This window comes from Bradyrhizobium sp. sGM-13, assembly GCF_018398875.1.
Taxonomy (GTDB): domain Bacteria; phylum Pseudomonadota; class Alphaproteobacteria; order Rhizobiales; family Xanthobacteraceae; genus Bradyrhizobium.
In genome coordinates this window covers 146619-162268 of the sequence record NZ_JAGWDK010000010.1, presented here as the reverse complement: position 1 = coordinate 162268, position 15650 = coordinate 146619, and the positions used below count along the sequence as shown (strand labels likewise).

At 63.5% G+C, this 15650-nt stretch carries 13 protein-coding genes; 6 read left to right on the top strand and 7 right to left on the bottom strand.

Features of this window, described 5'->3' with window-relative positions; translation table 11 throughout:
* Positions 1–344 precede the first annotated feature (344 nt).
* Positions 345–1625, top strand: a complete 1281-nt coding sequence (locus KJQ96_RS17370; protein WP_213287806.1) for an extensin family protein — start codon at positions 345–347, stop codon at positions 1623–1625.
* Positions 1626–1733: 108 nt separating this feature from the next.
* Here KJQ96_RS17370 and KJQ96_RS17365 read toward each other — a convergent pair whose 3' ends face one another.
* The 5 genes from KJQ96_RS17365 to KJQ96_RS17345 all read right to left on the bottom strand — a co-directional run bounded on the left by KJQ96_RS17365 (position 1734) and on the right by KJQ96_RS17345 (position 6846).
* Complete coding sequence (locus KJQ96_RS17365) at positions 1734–2657, bottom strand: FAD binding domain-containing protein (protein ID WP_213287805.1); 924 nt, start codon at positions 2655–2657, stop codon at positions 1734–1736.
* On the bottom strand, positions 2654–5344 hold the full coding sequence (locus KJQ96_RS17360; RefSeq protein ID WP_213287804.1) for a molybdopterin-dependent oxidoreductase: 2691 nt from the start codon (positions 5342–5344) through the stop codon (positions 2654–2656). The genes KJQ96_RS17365 and KJQ96_RS17360 overlap by 4 nt, the downstream gene beginning before the upstream one ends.
* Complete coding sequence (locus tag KJQ96_RS17355; protein WP_213287803.1) at positions 5341–6012, bottom strand: TetR/AcrR family transcriptional regulator; 672 nt, start codon at positions 6010–6012, stop codon at positions 5341–5343. Before KJQ96_RS17355 ends, KJQ96_RS17360 begins: the two co-directional genes overlap by 4 nt.
* 160 nt (positions 6013–6172) lie before the next feature.
* Positions 6173–6445: a KTSC domain-containing protein gene (locus KJQ96_RS17350; RefSeq protein WP_213287802.1), complete on the bottom strand. Its 273-nt coding sequence runs from the start codon at positions 6443–6445 to the stop codon at positions 6173–6175.
* Between the two features lie 53 nt (positions 6446–6498).
* Positions 6499–6846 carry a hypothetical protein gene (locus tag KJQ96_RS17345; protein ID WP_213287801.1) on the bottom strand — a complete coding sequence of 116 codons (348 nt, stop codon included), beginning with the start codon at positions 6844–6846 and terminating at the stop codon, positions 6499–6501.
* A 191-nt stretch (positions 6847–7037) separates the two neighbouring features.
* On the opposite strand from KJQ96_RS17345, the gene KJQ96_RS17340 reads away from it, so the two are divergent.
* On the top strand, positions 7038–8171 hold the full coding sequence (locus KJQ96_RS17340) for a mandelate racemase/muconate lactonizing enzyme family protein (RefSeq protein ID WP_213287800.1): 1134 nt from the start codon (positions 7038–7040) through the stop codon (positions 8169–8171).
* A 212-nt stretch (positions 8172–8383) separates the two neighbouring features.
* Here the strand turns inward: KJQ96_RS17340 and KJQ96_RS17335 are convergent, their stop codons facing one another.
* Positions 8384–8893 carry a ferritin-like domain-containing protein gene (locus tag KJQ96_RS17335; RefSeq protein ID WP_213287799.1) on the bottom strand — a complete coding sequence of 170 codons (510 nt, stop codon included), beginning with the start codon at positions 8891–8893 and terminating at the stop codon, positions 8384–8386.
* Here KJQ96_RS17335 and KJQ96_RS17330 point away from each other — a divergent pair.
* Both KJQ96_RS17330 and KJQ96_RS17325 read left to right on the top strand, forming a co-directional pair.
* Positions 8843–9193, top strand: coding sequence for a hypothetical protein (locus KJQ96_RS17330; RefSeq protein ID WP_213287798.1), 351 nt, complete (start codon positions 8843–8845; stop codon positions 9191–9193). The genes KJQ96_RS17335 and KJQ96_RS17330 overlap by 51 nt on opposite strands.
* Before the next feature lie 84 nt (positions 9194–9277).
* Positions 9278–11539: a TonB-dependent siderophore receptor gene (locus KJQ96_RS17325; RefSeq protein WP_213287797.1), complete on the top strand. Its 2262-nt coding sequence runs from the start codon at positions 9278–9280 to the stop codon at positions 11537–11539.
* Positions 11540–11565: 26 nt separating this feature from the next.
* Here the strand turns inward: KJQ96_RS17325 and KJQ96_RS17320 are convergent, their stop codons facing one another.
* Positions 11566–12207, bottom strand: coding sequence for a TetR/AcrR family transcriptional regulator (locus KJQ96_RS17320; protein WP_213287796.1), 642 nt, complete (start codon positions 12205–12207; stop codon positions 11566–11568).
* A 187-nt stretch (positions 12208–12394) separates the two neighbouring features.
* On the opposite strand from KJQ96_RS17320, the gene KJQ96_RS17315 reads away from it, so the two are divergent.
* Positions 12395–13693, top strand: a complete 1299-nt coding sequence (locus tag KJQ96_RS17315; RefSeq protein WP_213287795.1) for an HlyD family secretion protein — start codon at positions 12395–12397, stop codon at positions 13691–13693.
* Positions 13694–13743: 50 nt separating this feature from the next.
* Positions 13744–15327, top strand: a complete 1584-nt coding sequence (locus tag KJQ96_RS17310) for a DHA2 family efflux MFS transporter permease subunit (protein ID WP_213287794.1) — start codon at positions 13744–13746, stop codon at positions 15325–15327.
* Positions 15328–15650: the final 323 nt, after the last annotated feature.

The window sequence follows — 15650 nt, the reverse complement described above, 5'->3', positions numbered from 1 at the left end:
AAAACGCCCGGTGACTTGGCCACCGGGCGTTCGGGTCCATTGTCTGGACGGGAAGTCTAGAACACGCCAAGCACAATCGCGCCGACGAAGGCGATTGCAACATACGCAGTTACAATGCCAAGTCTGCTGACGAGAGGACTTACGAAATCCATTGGGAAGGCTCCCTGGGTTCACGTCTGCCCGCACCTAACGCTTAAGGTTAGCAAAACGTTCCCGGCCCAAAAAGTCAGCGCCGCTGTCCATCCACGGACTCTGCACCGCCGGCACCCCCGGCAACGTGGTAAAAAAATCGTTAAATCAACATGTTGAAGAGTCTTTAAATAAATTAGTTGAACGTGCGCGGGATGACGCGCGGAGTTCGTTTGTATCTCGTCGGCTCCTTCGTCCTCGTCTCGCTAGCGGGTTGTGGCCGCGGATTTTTTCAGTCCGCTGAGCGCGAACCGTGGCGTACCGAGGCCGAGGTCGCTTGCCTGAAGTCCGGCGCGGTCAAGGAGAGCCCCGACCTGGTCCGGATCGATCCGATTTCCGGTCCCGGCGTGTGCGGCGCGGAATATCCGCTGAAAGTGGCGGCGCTCGGCGAAAACATCACCTCTTTCGGCTTTGCCGACCAAAGCCTGCGGCCGCCCGCCAATATCGGCAATCAGCCGCGCTGGCCGATCGCGCGCGCCCCGGCGGCTCCGCCCCAAGGGGACTATTCTGGGAACTCTTCAGGCAGCTATTCTGGAAACTATCCTGGGAGCCATTCAGGAAACTATCCGAATCCGGCGCCGCGCCAGCCGAACTATGCCGCGCCGTCGAACGGTCCGATCTCGCTCTCCGCGCCGGGTGTCGCCCCGCAGCAGGATGATATCGATCTGCCGCCCGAAGGGGCGCCGACGCCGCACGGCGGCGGTTACGCGGCGCCACCATCCTATCCACCGCGCGACCGGTACACCGCGCCGTCTTCTGCGCCGTACTCGCCGCCATCCCATTCGCCATCGCCGGCTGCGCCGCGGCTCGGTCCCGCGCAGGGCAATTCCGTCAGTGCCTTCGGCCAGGTCTCGATGAAGCCGACGGCGACGCTGGCGTGTCCGATCGTCTCCGCGCTCGACCGCTGGCTCACCGATTCGGTGCAGCCGGCGGCGATGCGCTGGTTCGGCGTGCGCGTCGTCGAGATCAAGCAGATCTCCGCTTATTCCTGCCGCGGCATGAACGGCAATCCGCATGCGCATATTTCCGAGCACGCGTTCGGCAATGCGCTCGACATCGCAGCCTTCACGCTGGCCGACGGCAGGCGCATCACGGTCAAGGGCGGCTGGCGCGGCGTGCCGGAAGAGCAGGGCTTTCTGCGCGACGTGCAGGCGGCCGCCTGCCAGCAGTTCAACACCGTGCTGGCGCCGGGCTCCAACTCCCACCACGAGGATCACCTTCATGTGGACCTGATGCGCCGTCCCTCCCGCCGCACGATCTGTCAGCCCGCCGCGGTATCAGGCGAACAAGTCGCCGCGCGCGCCCAGCGTAACCCTTACGCGTCACGCGATCCCTATTCGACGGGATCGCTCGGAGCCAAGAAGTCGATCTCGCGCTGGTTCAGGGGCAACAGCAAGGTCAACGAGGAAGACGAGTATGAGGATCATTCGCATTGAGCGAATGCCCAACGCGTAGGATGGGTGGAGCGAAGCCATACCCATCAATGCCGACATGCGTAACGATGGGTTTCGCTTCGCTCTACCCATCCTACGAGATCTTCACGCTCACTCTGCAATCTTCTCCAATAAATCCCGCACTACGCCCTTCAGCAGATCGAGCTTGTAGCCCGTCATCGGCAACGGCTTCGCGCCCACCGTCGCCTGCTCGGCGGCGCTAGCGATATTCGCTGCGCTGGCCTGCTTGCCCTGCAACGCAGCTTCCGCAGCCGCAAGCCGTAGCGGCACAGGGGCGATGCCGCCGGCGGCGAGGCGGACGAACTGGAATGCGCCGTCTTTCACCACGGCGCGGGCGCAGACTTCGACCAGCGGCCATTCGGAATGTGTGCGGCTGATCGCGCGCTTGTAGAGCGCGCGCTCGCCTTGTAGCGGTGAAGGAAGCTCGACGCTCTTGATCATCTCGCCCGGCAGCAGCGCGTTGTCGGAGCCGCCGTTGCGGCCGTCGCCGAGGAGCTCGCCGATCGTCAGGGCGCTCCGTTGGTCGGTCATCACTTTCGCATCATAGGCAAGCAGTGCCGCGGCCATCGTCGAGGGATGCGGCGCCACGCAGGGGCCGAGGTCGAACGCGACGTGGTAGAGATGATTGCCGGACCGCGCCGGACAATCCGGTCCGCCCTTCCTGAGACAGGCGATGTGCGGATTTCGGAAATACCAGCAGCGCGAACGTTGCGCGAGATTGCCGCCGAGGGTCGCGAGATGACGGACCTGCGGCGTCGCCAACCCTTGCGCGGATGCGGCGATGCCCGGATACGCCGCGGCGAGGCGTGCATCGGCCGCGATGGCGGCAATGGTGGTGAAGGCGCCGAGGCGCACACTGCCGTCGGCGCCCCAATGCATGCCGATCGTATCTGATGTGGCGGCAATATCGATCAACGGCCCCGTCGAGACGCCGCTGCGGCGCCGCTCGGAGAGGTCGGTGCCGGCGGCGCGGAATTCGCCGGCTTGCGTCGAAGTCATGGCTGATGCTGTCATGCGGCGGCCCTCCCTTTGAGCGCGGCGACGAGACGGTCAGGGCGGATCGGCAACTCGGTCAGCCGAACGCCGGTGGCGTGGTGAATGGCATTGGCGACTGCGGGCGAAGTCGGCACGGTTGCGACCTCGCCGATGCCGACACTGCCGCCGAGCACGTGATCGAATCCGCCCTGGTCGAAATGCACGTCGATCATGGGCGTGTCCGCAATGCCGGGAATGCGATAGTCCTCCATGCCGCCGCTGAGCACGTCGCCGGTGCGGGAATCGACCTCGCGTGCTTCATAGAGCGCGTAGCCGATGCCTTGAATGACCGCGCCGGTGGCCTGGCTTCGCGCCAGCGCCGGCGCTGCGATCTTGCCGACCGCGATGCCGGTATGAACGTTGACGACGCTGACATGGCCGAGCCAGGTATCGATTTCGAGTTCGACAACCTGCACCGAGCTCGGCACGCCGGCGCCGATCGCAAGATTGGAAAAGCGCCGCATCATCCAGCCGAAGATCCAACCCATGAAGCCGGCCTGCTTGAGCGGCGACTGGATGCCCGGCGCCATCCGCCTGGAGTCTTCCGGCCGCACGCCTGATGCGGAGAGGTCGGGCGAGGCCGCGAGCATTTCGCGCCATGGCGCGTTGGAGCCGGGGACCGGTTGCCGTTTTGCGTTCTGCTGGATCGCGGCTTTCAACTGCTCGATCGCCAGCAGCATCGGCGGGATCACCGAAGCGGTGACACGGCTGCCGCCCGAGCCCGGCCCTTCCGGCAGCTTTGAATCGCCGATCCGGACCTCGACCTCATGCGGCTCCAGCCCGAACTCGCGTGCGAGCGTATTGGCGATCACGGTGCGGGTGCCGGTGCCGATGTCCTGCGTCGCGGTACTCGCGATCAGGCGTCCACCCTTCACGGCTACTTCGACCTTCGAGCCAGGCTGCCATAGATAGAGCCAGTAGCCGGTGGCGACGCCGACGCCGCGGCGATAACGGCCGCTTTGCGCGGCGACCGGCTTGCGGTTGCGCCAGACCTCGAGGCTCGAAGCCCAATCGTACAGCCGCTGACGGTTGGGATCGGGATCCCAGCGTTTACGCAGCGCAATCGGATCAATGTTCATGCGCACCGCCGCTTCGTCGATCGCCTGCTCCAGCGCAAACGCCATTGGGGGCCCGCCTGGGCCGCGGAAGGGTGCGCCTGCCGGCAAATTGCTGATGACGTCGAAATCGGCGAGCTCCTTTCCTTCCGCCGGATAAATCAGGCGCGCCAGTGCCGCGATGGTTGAATTGGTCGCAGCTCCCGTATCGGCATAGGCGACGAACGAAAGCGCTTTCAATTTACCCTGGTCGGACGGCAGCAGTGCGACCTTCATCTCCGCCGCCGGTCGATAACCGGTGACCGAAAGCTCCTCGTGCCGATCGTAGGCGACGCGTACCGGCGCCTTGGCGTCGCGTGCCAGTTCAATCGCGGTGGTAGTTTCCACGCCAAGCGCAGCCTTCGAACCAAAGCCGCCACCGACATGGTCGGCAATTACGCGCACCTTGTCGTGGTCGAGCTTGTAGCGCTTGGCGATCAGCTCCATCAGGTGAAACACGGCTTGCGTCGAGACATGCACGGTGAGCCGGTCGCCGTCGAACCGCGCGACCGCCGCATGCGGCTCTAGGCAGGCATGCTGTTGCGTGCCGGTGCGGAAGGTGCCCTCCACCAGCAGCGGATTGTTTGCGGAGCGCGCGCTGTCGATCCAGCTTCGCACCTTCTTCGGCTTCTTGGAGAACGCCGCCGAGGGGCCGCGGATGTTGCCTTTCCAGGAAGCCGGCGCACCGGCTCCTTCGGAGACGTTGCCGGCCTTCTTGCGCGTGGATTTTTCGAACACGACGGGCGCATCGGCCCTGCGCGCTTCATCGAGCCCGATCACCGACGGCAGGCGTTCGCTTACGAGGTTGATGGCAGCGATGGCGGCCAGCGCCGTCTTGCGATCTCTGGCCGCGACCGCCGCGATCGGTTCGCCGACGAAGCGGACGATCCGGTCGTCGCCGAGCAGCGAGATCGCCGCGCTTACACCCGGCATGGCGCGCACGGCGGTGAGATCGAGCTCACCGATGCGCGCATGCGCGAACGGTGAGCGCAGGATCACGCCTTCGAGCTGGCCGTCATGATGGATGTCGACGGTATACTTTGCCGATCCCGTCACCTTGTCGCGCGCTTCCATGCGGGGCGGAACGAACTCCTCGCCGTCGAAGCGGCCGGCGCAGGCATCCGCCACGGCGCGAAAGATTCCGTCATAGGCCCCGCAGCGGCAGAGATGCCCCGACAGCGCCGCGCCGATTTCCTCGCGCGAGGGCACCGCCGTTCCCTTGGCCGCACGCCAGGAATCGTGAAACGCCGCGGCCTCGACGATGAAGCCCGGCGTGCAGAAGCCGCATTGCAGGGCGTCGTGCGCCATGAAGGCCTTCTGCACCGGGTGAAGTTTTTCCGCGCCGATGCCTTCGACCGTGGTCACGTTTCGATCCGCGGCTGATCGAGCCGGCATCAGGCAACTCACGGCAGGCTCGCCGTCGACCAGCACCGTGCAGGCGCCGCAGACGCCGGCCCCGCACACAAGCTTGGTGCCGGTGAGGTCGAGCGCGTCGCGCACGACGTCGACCAGCAACGCATCGGGATCGTCGGGGAGGGGAGCGAGCTTGCCGTTGATCGTCATGGTGCTCATCTGCGATCTCCAGGTTTGCGGGCGGATTTCTTGTCGGATTTTTTGGCTGGCTTCGGTTTGGCCCCGCGCGGCGGCTTCGCCGGGCCGACGGCCCCGGCGATCAGCGTGCGCAACATGACTTCCAGATCCTTCAGAAAGGCATCGGCCGGCTGCATCGCGGGGTAGGCGGATTTGGCGCCGTTGACCGCCATCTCCACGCATCGCGCAAGATCGCGTGGCGTCATGCCCGCGTTGAGAACGAGGCCCTGCTTGCGGCAAACGCGTGTGATCGTCGCGTCGAGCTGATCCGCATAGGCGGCGGCATATTTCTGATAGAGGTCGCGCGCCTGCAGGAGATGCTCGGAGAACAGCTCCTCGACATGCGGCGAGCCGTCGAGCGAAGCGGCCAATTGCCCGAGCTTGGCGGAGACCGATGCGACGAGAATATCGGCAAGGCTGCCGCCTTGCTTCTCGGCGGCGCCGGCCGCGGCGACTTCGGCGGCGAGCGCCTCCTCATGCAGCCGTTCGATGACGGCGCGAAACAGCGCTTCCTTGGATTTGAAATGATGGTAGAGCGCCTGCCGCGTCAGCCCGGCGGCTTCCGCCGCCTGTTCGATCGACGAGCGCCGAAAACCGTGCCGGCGAAACACCAGCATCGCGGCATCGAGAATGCGGGTACGCGGGGCCATTTGACGAATTTGACAAAAGTAGATGAATTGTCAAATCACGGAGGCGCGAGGACACGCGGGCCACAATGGGCAGGCGGGACGTCACTGAGATGACGGCGCTTTGCCGGGCCGACAGCCGTAAGGCCGGTTGCCTTCGCGGCCGGCCGTCTCAATGCTTGCGTTAAAAGTGGCGGCCCACCGAAGGCGCGTTCAGAAACGCATCGATGGTGTCCTTCGGCACATCGCAATATTGATGATAGACCGCGTGGCGCTGGATGAGCATGTGCCGGCTTTCGCCGTCGTAGCATACGCGGCTGATGACGCTGCTGCGGGTGACGTCCTGGCAGGTGAACCGCGCGAGGTCGACGGGGCCTCGATCTTTCACCTCAACGATTTCGGCTGCTTCCCAGGGCGCGGTGAAGAGCAAGACGAGAATGAAGGCGATACGGGTCATTTGGCGTCAACATCCTTCATGCGTCCGGGGCACGAGCCGCAGGTTTCGAGAGGTCAACAACCTGATCGCATCCGTCCAAGAAGCAGTTCGTATTGCGCTGCGGAGGTGTCGCCGAACGCCTCCTGTCGGTTGCTCGGGAGGTCATCATAGCCGATCGGGCTATCGAACTGGCTCATGGTGAAATCGACGCGCCGCCCTTCGATCTGATTGTAGAAGTGCCAGGCGCCGTTGACGTCTGTTTTCAGTATCTCGCCGCCCAATTCGTCCTGGACCACCAGCGCCGTCACGGAACATTGTCCAGCCGCGGGATTGTCGGACCGCCACTTTCCGCCCGTCTCCGCCGACCAGGCCTCGCGCAGTCTGTGATAGAGATCGATCAGCGATGGGCGGCCTGCCGTCATCGATATACCCGTGGGATAGCGTTTGCCGGCTGCCGTTCTAGCAGGTTGTCCGCCACCGCTCCATCGCGCGACCCGCGGTCCGGCCGACAGCCCGCACCTCGCGTTGCGCCGTCGGGGGTTTTCCGCTTTGACCGGTCCGCTATTGTTGTATCCAAGCGGGCTGCATCGGAAGTCCCGCGGGGAGAGCAGTCATGAAAATCAGGAGCGTTCGCGCCCACGTCCTTGAAGCGGCCCTCTCAGAGCCATTTGCTTACTCGCGCGCCTGGTACGATACGCGCACTGCCATGGTGGTCGAAGTCGAGACCGAGGACGGCCTGACCGGCTGGGGCGAATGCTACGGCCCGGCACGGATCACCGCAGCCGCGGTCGGTAGCGTGATGCCCTTGCTGGTCGGCGAGGACCCGCTCAGGACCGATTTTCTATGGCAGAAGGTCTATTCCGCGCTGCGCGATCACGGCCAGAAAGGCGTCGTCATCGAAGCCTTGAGCGGCATTGATATTGCACTCTGGGATATCAAGGGAAAACATTTCGGTGTTCCCGTCCACCAATTGCTCGGCGGTGCGAGCCGGAGCCAGGTACAGTCCTATGCGACGGGACTGTACCGGCGCAAATCCGGCGATCCGCTGCGCTATCTGCCGGATGAGGCGGCAGGTTACGTCGCCGACGGATTTAAGGCGGTGAAGCTGAAGGTCGGCTTCGGCGTGCAAGAGGATGCCGCCGTGACGCGCGCGGTGCGCGAGGCGATCGGCCCCGGCATAGCGCTGATGGTCGATGCCAACCACGCCTACGATGCGACGGCGGCGATCAGTCTCGGCAGGATGATCGAGCGTTACGACATCGGATGGTTCGAGGAGCCGGTGCCGCCGGAAGACATCGCGGGGTACCGCGAGGTGAAATCGGCGATTTCGATTCCGGTGGCGGGCGGCGAATGCGAATTCACGCGGTTCGGCTTTCGAGATGTGCTGGTTTCACGCGCGATGGACATCATCCAGCCCGATACCTGCGCGGCGGGCGGCCTTTCCGAATGCAAGAAAATTGCCGACATGGCGGAGGCGTTCGGCGTCAGGTACAACCCGCATGTCTGGGGTACCGGAATTGCGATCACCGCATCGCTTCAGCTCCTTGCCGTTCTGCCCTCCCACACCCCGCGCTCGCTGGTGCCGCTCGAGCCAATCCTGGAGTTCGACCGGACCGAGCATCCGATCCGCCAAGCTATCCTGACCCGGCCGATCGAACACACAGGCGGGGTCGTGGCCGTGCCCGACGGGCCTGGGCTCGGCATCGAAGTCGACCGCGATGCCTTAACGCGGTCTGCCGTGAGGTGAGGGGAGTCGTATGCTGGTTGAGGTGACGACGCACCGCATCGAAAACCCCGGCATCTGACGCGTTGCTAACGAACGCGTCAGCCGGGATGCAGGAAGAGTGCGAGCAGCAGAATGATCGACAGCGGAACGCCGGTCATCCAAAGAAGTGCACCCTTTGCGGACATCATCCCTGCCTCCGAGCGAGAGACAACTATCCAGCGGATTTTTGGTTCCTAGGCCACGGCCTTCTTGTTGACGCCCTTGCGAAGCGCGACCGTGTTGAGCTTGGTGTTGGCGGCCTTCTCTTCGTTGAGGTTGGTCGTGAGGAAGCGAACGACGTCGTCATGGCCGAGCTCTTCGGCCCAGGCAATCAACGTGCCGTATCGCGCGATCTCGTAGTGCTCGACCGCCTGCGCGCCTGCCACGATCGCGGCGTCAAGCACGGCGTTGTCGTCGATTTCCGCCGTGATCGTCTCGGCTTCCTTGATAAGCCCGTCGATCGCCGGACAGTCCGCTGCCTTGGGTTGCTTGCCGAGCTTCTGAAACACCTTCTCCAGGCGCTCGATCTGGGTGTTGGTTTCTTCGAGATGCGATTTGAGGCCGGCCACGAGATCACGGTTGGTGGCCTTCTCGATCATCTTCGGCAACGCCTTGGTGATCTGGTGCTCGGCATAATAGATGTCCTGCAGGCCATGAACGAACATGTCTTCCATGGTTTTGATGTCTTTCGTGAAAAGTCCCATCTGAACCTCCTGGGTTTATGGATTCCTGACGCAGGACGACATCATTTTGTTCCGGATGCTTTGGTCGTTCCTGATGCTTTGGCCGGTTCCCTGCGACTGCTGCTGCACCACAGCATGATGGCGGACGGCACTCTTGCTGTTGTGTCAGGTGATCGGCAACAATCACGTCGCTCAGTGTACTCGCGCGAAATCATCCATCGCGCGTCATCACAATTTTTTGCGCTGTTTGCTTCGACTGATTCTAATTTGGTTGATCGCCGCATCCAGCAGACTGGAGCAATACTAATTCTAAACGCGTGATTGACCCGCCGTTGTATCTTTCTCGCACTTCATCGCAGTGGTCACGCTTGTTACTGGTCCCGCGCAAAGCGATGAGGACTGGAAATGACTGCAAGTTTGAAGACCGCGGGATGGCTCGGCGCCGCGCTGCCGATTCTCGCCGCGATGATCGACGTAACGCCGGCGCAGGCGCAATCGTCCGCGCGAGAATTGCCGGCGGTCGTCGTCGACCAGCCCTCACGTCCGCCGGCCGCGCGATCGCGCCCCGCGCCCAGGCAAGCCAGCTCTGCGGCGAGCCGCCGCGCGGCGCAGCGCGCGCAGACAGCGCCCGATGCCGCGGCTGCGGCCGACGCACGCGCGGAAACGGGCACCGGCCCGGTGCGCGGCTATCTCGCCAACCAGAGCGGCACCGGCACCAAAACCGACACGCCGCTGCGTGAAACGCCGCAATCGATCACGGTGGTTACCGCCGATCGCGTCACCGATCAGGGTGCGGTCACCGTGCAGGAATCGCTGCGCTACGTGCCCGGCGTGTTCGCCGACGCCTTGGGGCCGGATTCCCGCGGCGACTACCCGCGCATCCGCGGCCAGGACCCGAATATCTATCTCGACGGCACCCGCATGGTGAACACGTGGCAGTTCAACGAATGGCGGCCCGAGCCCTACACGATCGAGCGTATCGAGGTTCTGCGTGGCCCGTCGTCGGTGCTCTATGGCGACACCTCGACGGCCGGCCTTCTGAACTTGATTTCGAAACGTCCGCAGGCGGAAAGCTTCAACGAAATAGGCGTGCAATTCGGCAGCTTCAACCGCAAGCAGGTGCTGATGGATTCGACCGGCAAGCTGACCAAGGACGGTGAGTGGCTGTATCGCTTCATCGGCGTGCTCCGCGACAGCAATTCGCAGACCGATTACGTGCCTGATGATCGCATCGTGCTGGCGCCATCGCTGACCTGGCGGCCGACCAACAACACCAGTTGGACCGTGCTCGGCACGTATCAGAAGGACAACACCGGCGTTTCCACGGCATTCCTGCCGCATGAGGGCACGCTGTATCCCGGGCCGAACGGCCTGATCCCGGTGCGGCGCTTTGCCAGCGATCCGAACTTCGAGAAGTACCAGACCGAGACCGGCGCGGTCTCCAGCCTGTTCGAGCATAGGGTCAACAACGCCGTGAAGATCCGGCAGAACGTTCGCTTCGCGCATGTCGAAGGCATTCACCGGTCGGCCTACCCGAACGTCTATGGCGATCCGTACGATCCGCCGAATCCGAATTTTCCGTTTCTCGATCCGACGCGGCGCACCGTGGAGCGCTTTATCTACAGCCGCGAAACCAGCAAGGACAGTTTGACCTCGGACAGCAATATCGAGCTGAAATTCGGCACCGGCCCAGTGCTCCATAAGGCGCTGGTCGGCCTCGACTACCGCGTTCTCAAGGAGCGCGCGCGATCCGGCTCCGGCTACGACACCACACCGTTCGATCTCTACGCCCCGGTTTATACGGCTGTGACCCCACCAGTGCTTTCGCCGGAGCCTGACCTGCGGCAAAGCCAGCTTGGGCTTTATGCGCAGGACCAGATGCGACTCGGACCGTGGCTGGCCGTTCTCGGCGTTCGTCAGGATTTCGTTGGGAACAATGTGCAGGGATCGCCGAGTGAGGACACCAAGGCGACCACCGGCCGCGCGGGACTGATGTACGAACTGCCGTTCGGGCTGACGCCCTACGTCACCTATGCGCAGTCGTTCACGCCGGTCTTCGGCTCCGCCTGCGTCGGCGGTACCTGCAAGGCGCAGCAGGGCGAAATGGTGGAACTGGGGTTCAAGTACAATCCAATGCCCGGCACGGCGATCAACGGCGCGATTTTCGACACCACCGAGAAGAACCGGCTGGCGAGCGATCCCGGCGGCTCCGTGTTCTCGGTCCAGACCGGCCAGGTGCGGATTCGCGGCGCCGAACTCGAGGTGATCAGCCGCGTGACGCCGGATCTCGATCTGATCGGCGCCTATTCCCACCTCGACGCCCGGGTGGAAAGCGGTGACAATGCCGGCAAGCGTGTCGAAACCGTTCCCGAGCACCAAGCCTCGCTATGGGCGAAATACCGTCTCACCGCGCTCGGCCTGCCGGGCGTCACGATCGGCAGCGGCGTGCGCTATATCGGCGAGTCCTGGGACGGCGCCGACGCCATCCGCACACCCGACTATACGCTGTTCGACGCTATGATCCGCTATGAAACCCGCCCGTGGCGGTTTCAGGTCAATGCCAGCAACATCGCCGACAAGCGCCATGTCACGACCTGCCTGGCGCGCGGCGACTGCTTCTTCGGCATCGGCCGCACCGTGCTGGGGAGCGCTACGTACAGGTTTTAGGACATGACGGGAAGGCGAGGCCGGCCTTACGCAGGCTTCGCCCGATATGTCGCCAGAAACATCCGCGTCGCGCTGTCGACCACGTGCGCGATGCGCTCTGCCGATGGCGCCGGCTCGGCCTGAAACACGAACGGCAGAAACAGCGTCGCCTGGCACATCTGCAGGAATTGCGCGGCGGCGAGGCCGCAATCGTCGATCGCAAGATCGTTCGATCGGACATGGGCCTGCAGATATTCGGCGAGGCGGTTGACCGTCTTTGCCAGCACGTTGCCGTAGAACTGGCGTCCGACCTCCGGCATCCGCTCGGCGATTGCCATTACCGTGCGGATCGAAGAACCGCCGCCCGGCCGGCAGATCGAACCGATATAGGTTCGGCCGAATTCGCGCAGCGTGGTTTCGACATCGCGTTTGGGATCGAGATTGTACGCGATCTTGCTTTTTTCGAGCGCGTCATCCTCGACGATGGCCTCGAACAGCCGGCTCTTGTCGGCGAAGTAAACGTAAAGCGTGCCTTTGGAGACGCCGGCCGACCGCGCGATCTCGTTCATGCTGGCCCCATCAAAGCCCAGATCCATGAACACCTTTCGCCCGCCGTCCAAAATCTGGCGGCGCTTCGAACTGTCCTCCTCACCTAAGGGATGAAACGTGTTTGCCGTGGGTGCAACCATTGGTTTATCTTCTCCCGCAGGAATTCAACCCGGGATATAGCAGGAAGTCTTTTCTCGCTTTATGATCGGTACGGTAGCAACCTAGCTTGACCGAACCGTTCGGTCAATGATATTTTGAGTTTGAGGCGCCACTGCGGCGGGTTTCTGTGGCCTCATGCATCGCGACATTTGAAATGGGAGGCCGGTAATGGCCGCAGCGAGAGACCAGGCCGCACGCGTCGTTCGCGCCGAACCGGACGGGGCTCAGGACGAAGCCGCGCCTGAGGCGAGCTCTCAGCTCGCCGATCAGTTGCGGACTTACGTCGCGGAAGAAACCAGGCGTCGTCCCGCGGAGCCGCCCGGCGCTCCCGCAACTGAAAAGCCAGCCGCGGCGTCCGTCGATGCACCGGCGGCGAAACCGGGCAAGCGCAAATTCGTCATGATCGGCGCGCTCGGCTTGCTCGCGCTGGCCGCGATCGGATACGCCGTCTACTTCGTTCTCGTCGGGCGCTTCTATGTCTCGACGGACGATGCTTACGTTCGCGCCAACAACACCACGCTGGGCGCCCGGGTATCGGGCCATGTCGCGGCTATCCTGCCCCGCGACAATTCGCTCGTTCGCGCCGGTGACGTGATCTTCAGGATCGACGACGGCGACTACCGCATCGCGGTGGAAGCCGCGCGCAGCAAGATCGCGACCCAGCAGGCCACCATCGACCGTATCGGCCGTCAGGTCACGGCGCTCGAAAGCGCTGTCGAGCAGACCAGGGCGCAGCTCGCTTCCGCGGAAGCGGCGATGAAGCGCGCAGGCCTCGACTTCGATCGCCAGCAGGCGCTGAGCACCAAGGGCTTTGCCTCACGCGCCGCCTTCGAGGTCTCCGAAGCCGGCCGCGACCAGAGCCTCGCCGCGGTGAAATCGGCGCAGGCGGCCTATGACGCCGCGCGCGACAATGTCGAGGTGACGAAGGCGCAGCAGGCCGAGGCGCGCGCGCAGCTCGTGGAGTTGCAGAGCCAGCTTGCCAAGGCGGAACGCGACCTTGCCTTTACCTCGGTGCGCGCGCCCGTCGACGGCACCTTCTCCAATCGGCTCGTCAATGCCGGCGATTTCATCCAGGCCGGGCAGCGGCTTGCCAATGTGGTGCCGCTCAACGACGTCTTCATCGACGCCAATTACAAGGAAACCCAGCTCAAGCGCATCCGTCCGGGCCAGCCGGTGAAGATCTCGGTCGATGCCTACGGCCATCGCAAATTCGCCGGCGTCGTCGACAGCATTTCACCGGCGGCGGGATCGGTGTTCACGTTGCTGCCGCCGGACAACGCCACCGGCAATTTCACCAAGATCGTGCAGCGGCTGCCGGTTCGCATTCGCGTGCCGAAGGAAGTCGCGAAGCAGAACCTGCTGCGCGCCGGCATGTCCGTCTACACCACCGTCGACACCCGCGAGGGCGCAGCCGACGCCGACAGCGAGGCCGACCTCGATGCGCCCGGGATGGTTCAACCGCAGTAATTATTCTTGAAGCCCCCGGGCGAAAACCCGGCGCCTGTGCCGAGCTGACCATGGCCGACGCCACCACCGCAGCGCCTTCTCTGATGAACGCAGCGGCCGACGAGCGCATCCCGCGGCGGCGGCTGTTTGCGTTTCTCATCATGGTCTTCGGGATGTTCATGTCGATCCTGGACATCCAGGTCGTCTCGGCATCGCTGCAGCAGATTCAGGCCGGCCTTTCCGCCAGTTCCAGCGAAGTGTCGTGGGTGCAGACCTCGTACCTGATCGCCGAGGTGATTGCGATCCCGCTCTCCGGTTTCCTGTCGCGCGCGTTCGGCACGCGTCTGCTGTTTGCGATTTCCGCCTCGGGCTTCACCATCGCGAGCTTCTTCTGCGGATTTGCCTCGACTATCGAGCAGATGATCGTGTGGCGCGCGATCCAGGGATTTTTGGGCGCGGGCATGATCCCGACCGTGTTCGCATCCGCCTATACGGTGTTTCCGCGTTCGAAAATCCATATCGTCGCTCCGATCATCGGCCTGGTCGCGACACTGGCGCCGACGATCGGGCCGACGGTCGGCGGTTTCATTACAGACACGATGTCGTGGCACTGGCTGTTCTTCATCAACATCGTTCCCGGCATCGGCATCACCATCGGCGTGTGGGTGCTATGCGATTTCGACAAGCCGAATTTCGCGCTGCTCGAGCATTTCGACTGGTGGGGCCTGCTGTTCATGGCCGGCTTCCTCGGCACGCTCGAATATGTGCTGGAGGAGGGACCGCAGTCGCAATGGCTGGAAGACACCTCGGTCGCGGTCTGCGCCGCGATCTGTGCGATCTCGGCGATCGCCTTCTTCTGGCGCGTGCTCAGCGTGCGAGAGCCGATCGTCGACCTCAGGACCTTCACCGACCGCAATTTCAGCCTCTGCTGCCTGATCTCGTTCTGCGTCGGCGTCGGCCTTTACGGCCTCACCTATATGTATCCGCGTTACCTCGCCGAAGTGCGCGGCTACAGCCCGATGATGATCGGTGAGACCATGTTCGTCTCTGGTATCGCCATGTTCCTCACTGCCCCGGTCGTGGGGCGGCTGATGGCGAAGTACGACGTGCGCTACCTGATCGCGATCGGTCTTGTGCTGTTCGCGCTCGGCTCGTACCTGATGACCTGGATGACGAAAGAGTATGATTTCTACGAATTGCTGCTGCCGCAGATTTTGCGCGGAGCCGGCTTGATGCTGGTGATAGTGCCGACCAACACGATCGCGCTCGGCACGCTGGCGCCGGAGCGGGTGAAGAACGCCTCGGGCCTGTTCAACCTGACGCGCAATCTCGGCGGTGCGGTGGGCCTCGCCGTCATCAACCAGGTGCTGAACCAGCGCACCGACCTGCATATCTCGCGTCTGCACGACCGCGTCACCTGGGGCAACGCCGCCGCGGTCGATACTCTCAACATGTTCATCCAGCGCATGCAGGGCATGGGTGACGCCGCGCTGATGGCGATGAAGCAATTGTCGCAGATCGTGCACCGCCAGGCCGTGGTGATGGGCTATGGCGACGCCTTCTTCATGCTGGCCGTGTTCTATTTCGGCCTGAGCCTGCTGGTGATGGTTCTAAAAAAACCTTCCGCAGCGGCGCTTGGCGGCGACGCGCATTAAAAGCGGCGTAACAACGCCGCTCACGCCCTTGTCATGTTGCAAATCACCCGCGATGCATTTATAAGCTGCGCATTGTCGCTCGAACCGGGGAGATTTGCATGATTTTGATGTATTCGCAGATCGCGCCCTCGCGTCCGATGCTTGTGCTGGTTTTTCGGTCGCGTCGCTGAGCGCGATCTCTGCCGGGCCTGACGCCCAATCTTTCCAAACTTCCCAACGACTTAACGACAGTTTTCAACGACGCATGCGTTCGGCCCGAGGCCGCCCCGCGCGTCAAAACCAGATGGAGCCGGTTTGCGCCATTCGCGCAGCCGGATGACGCC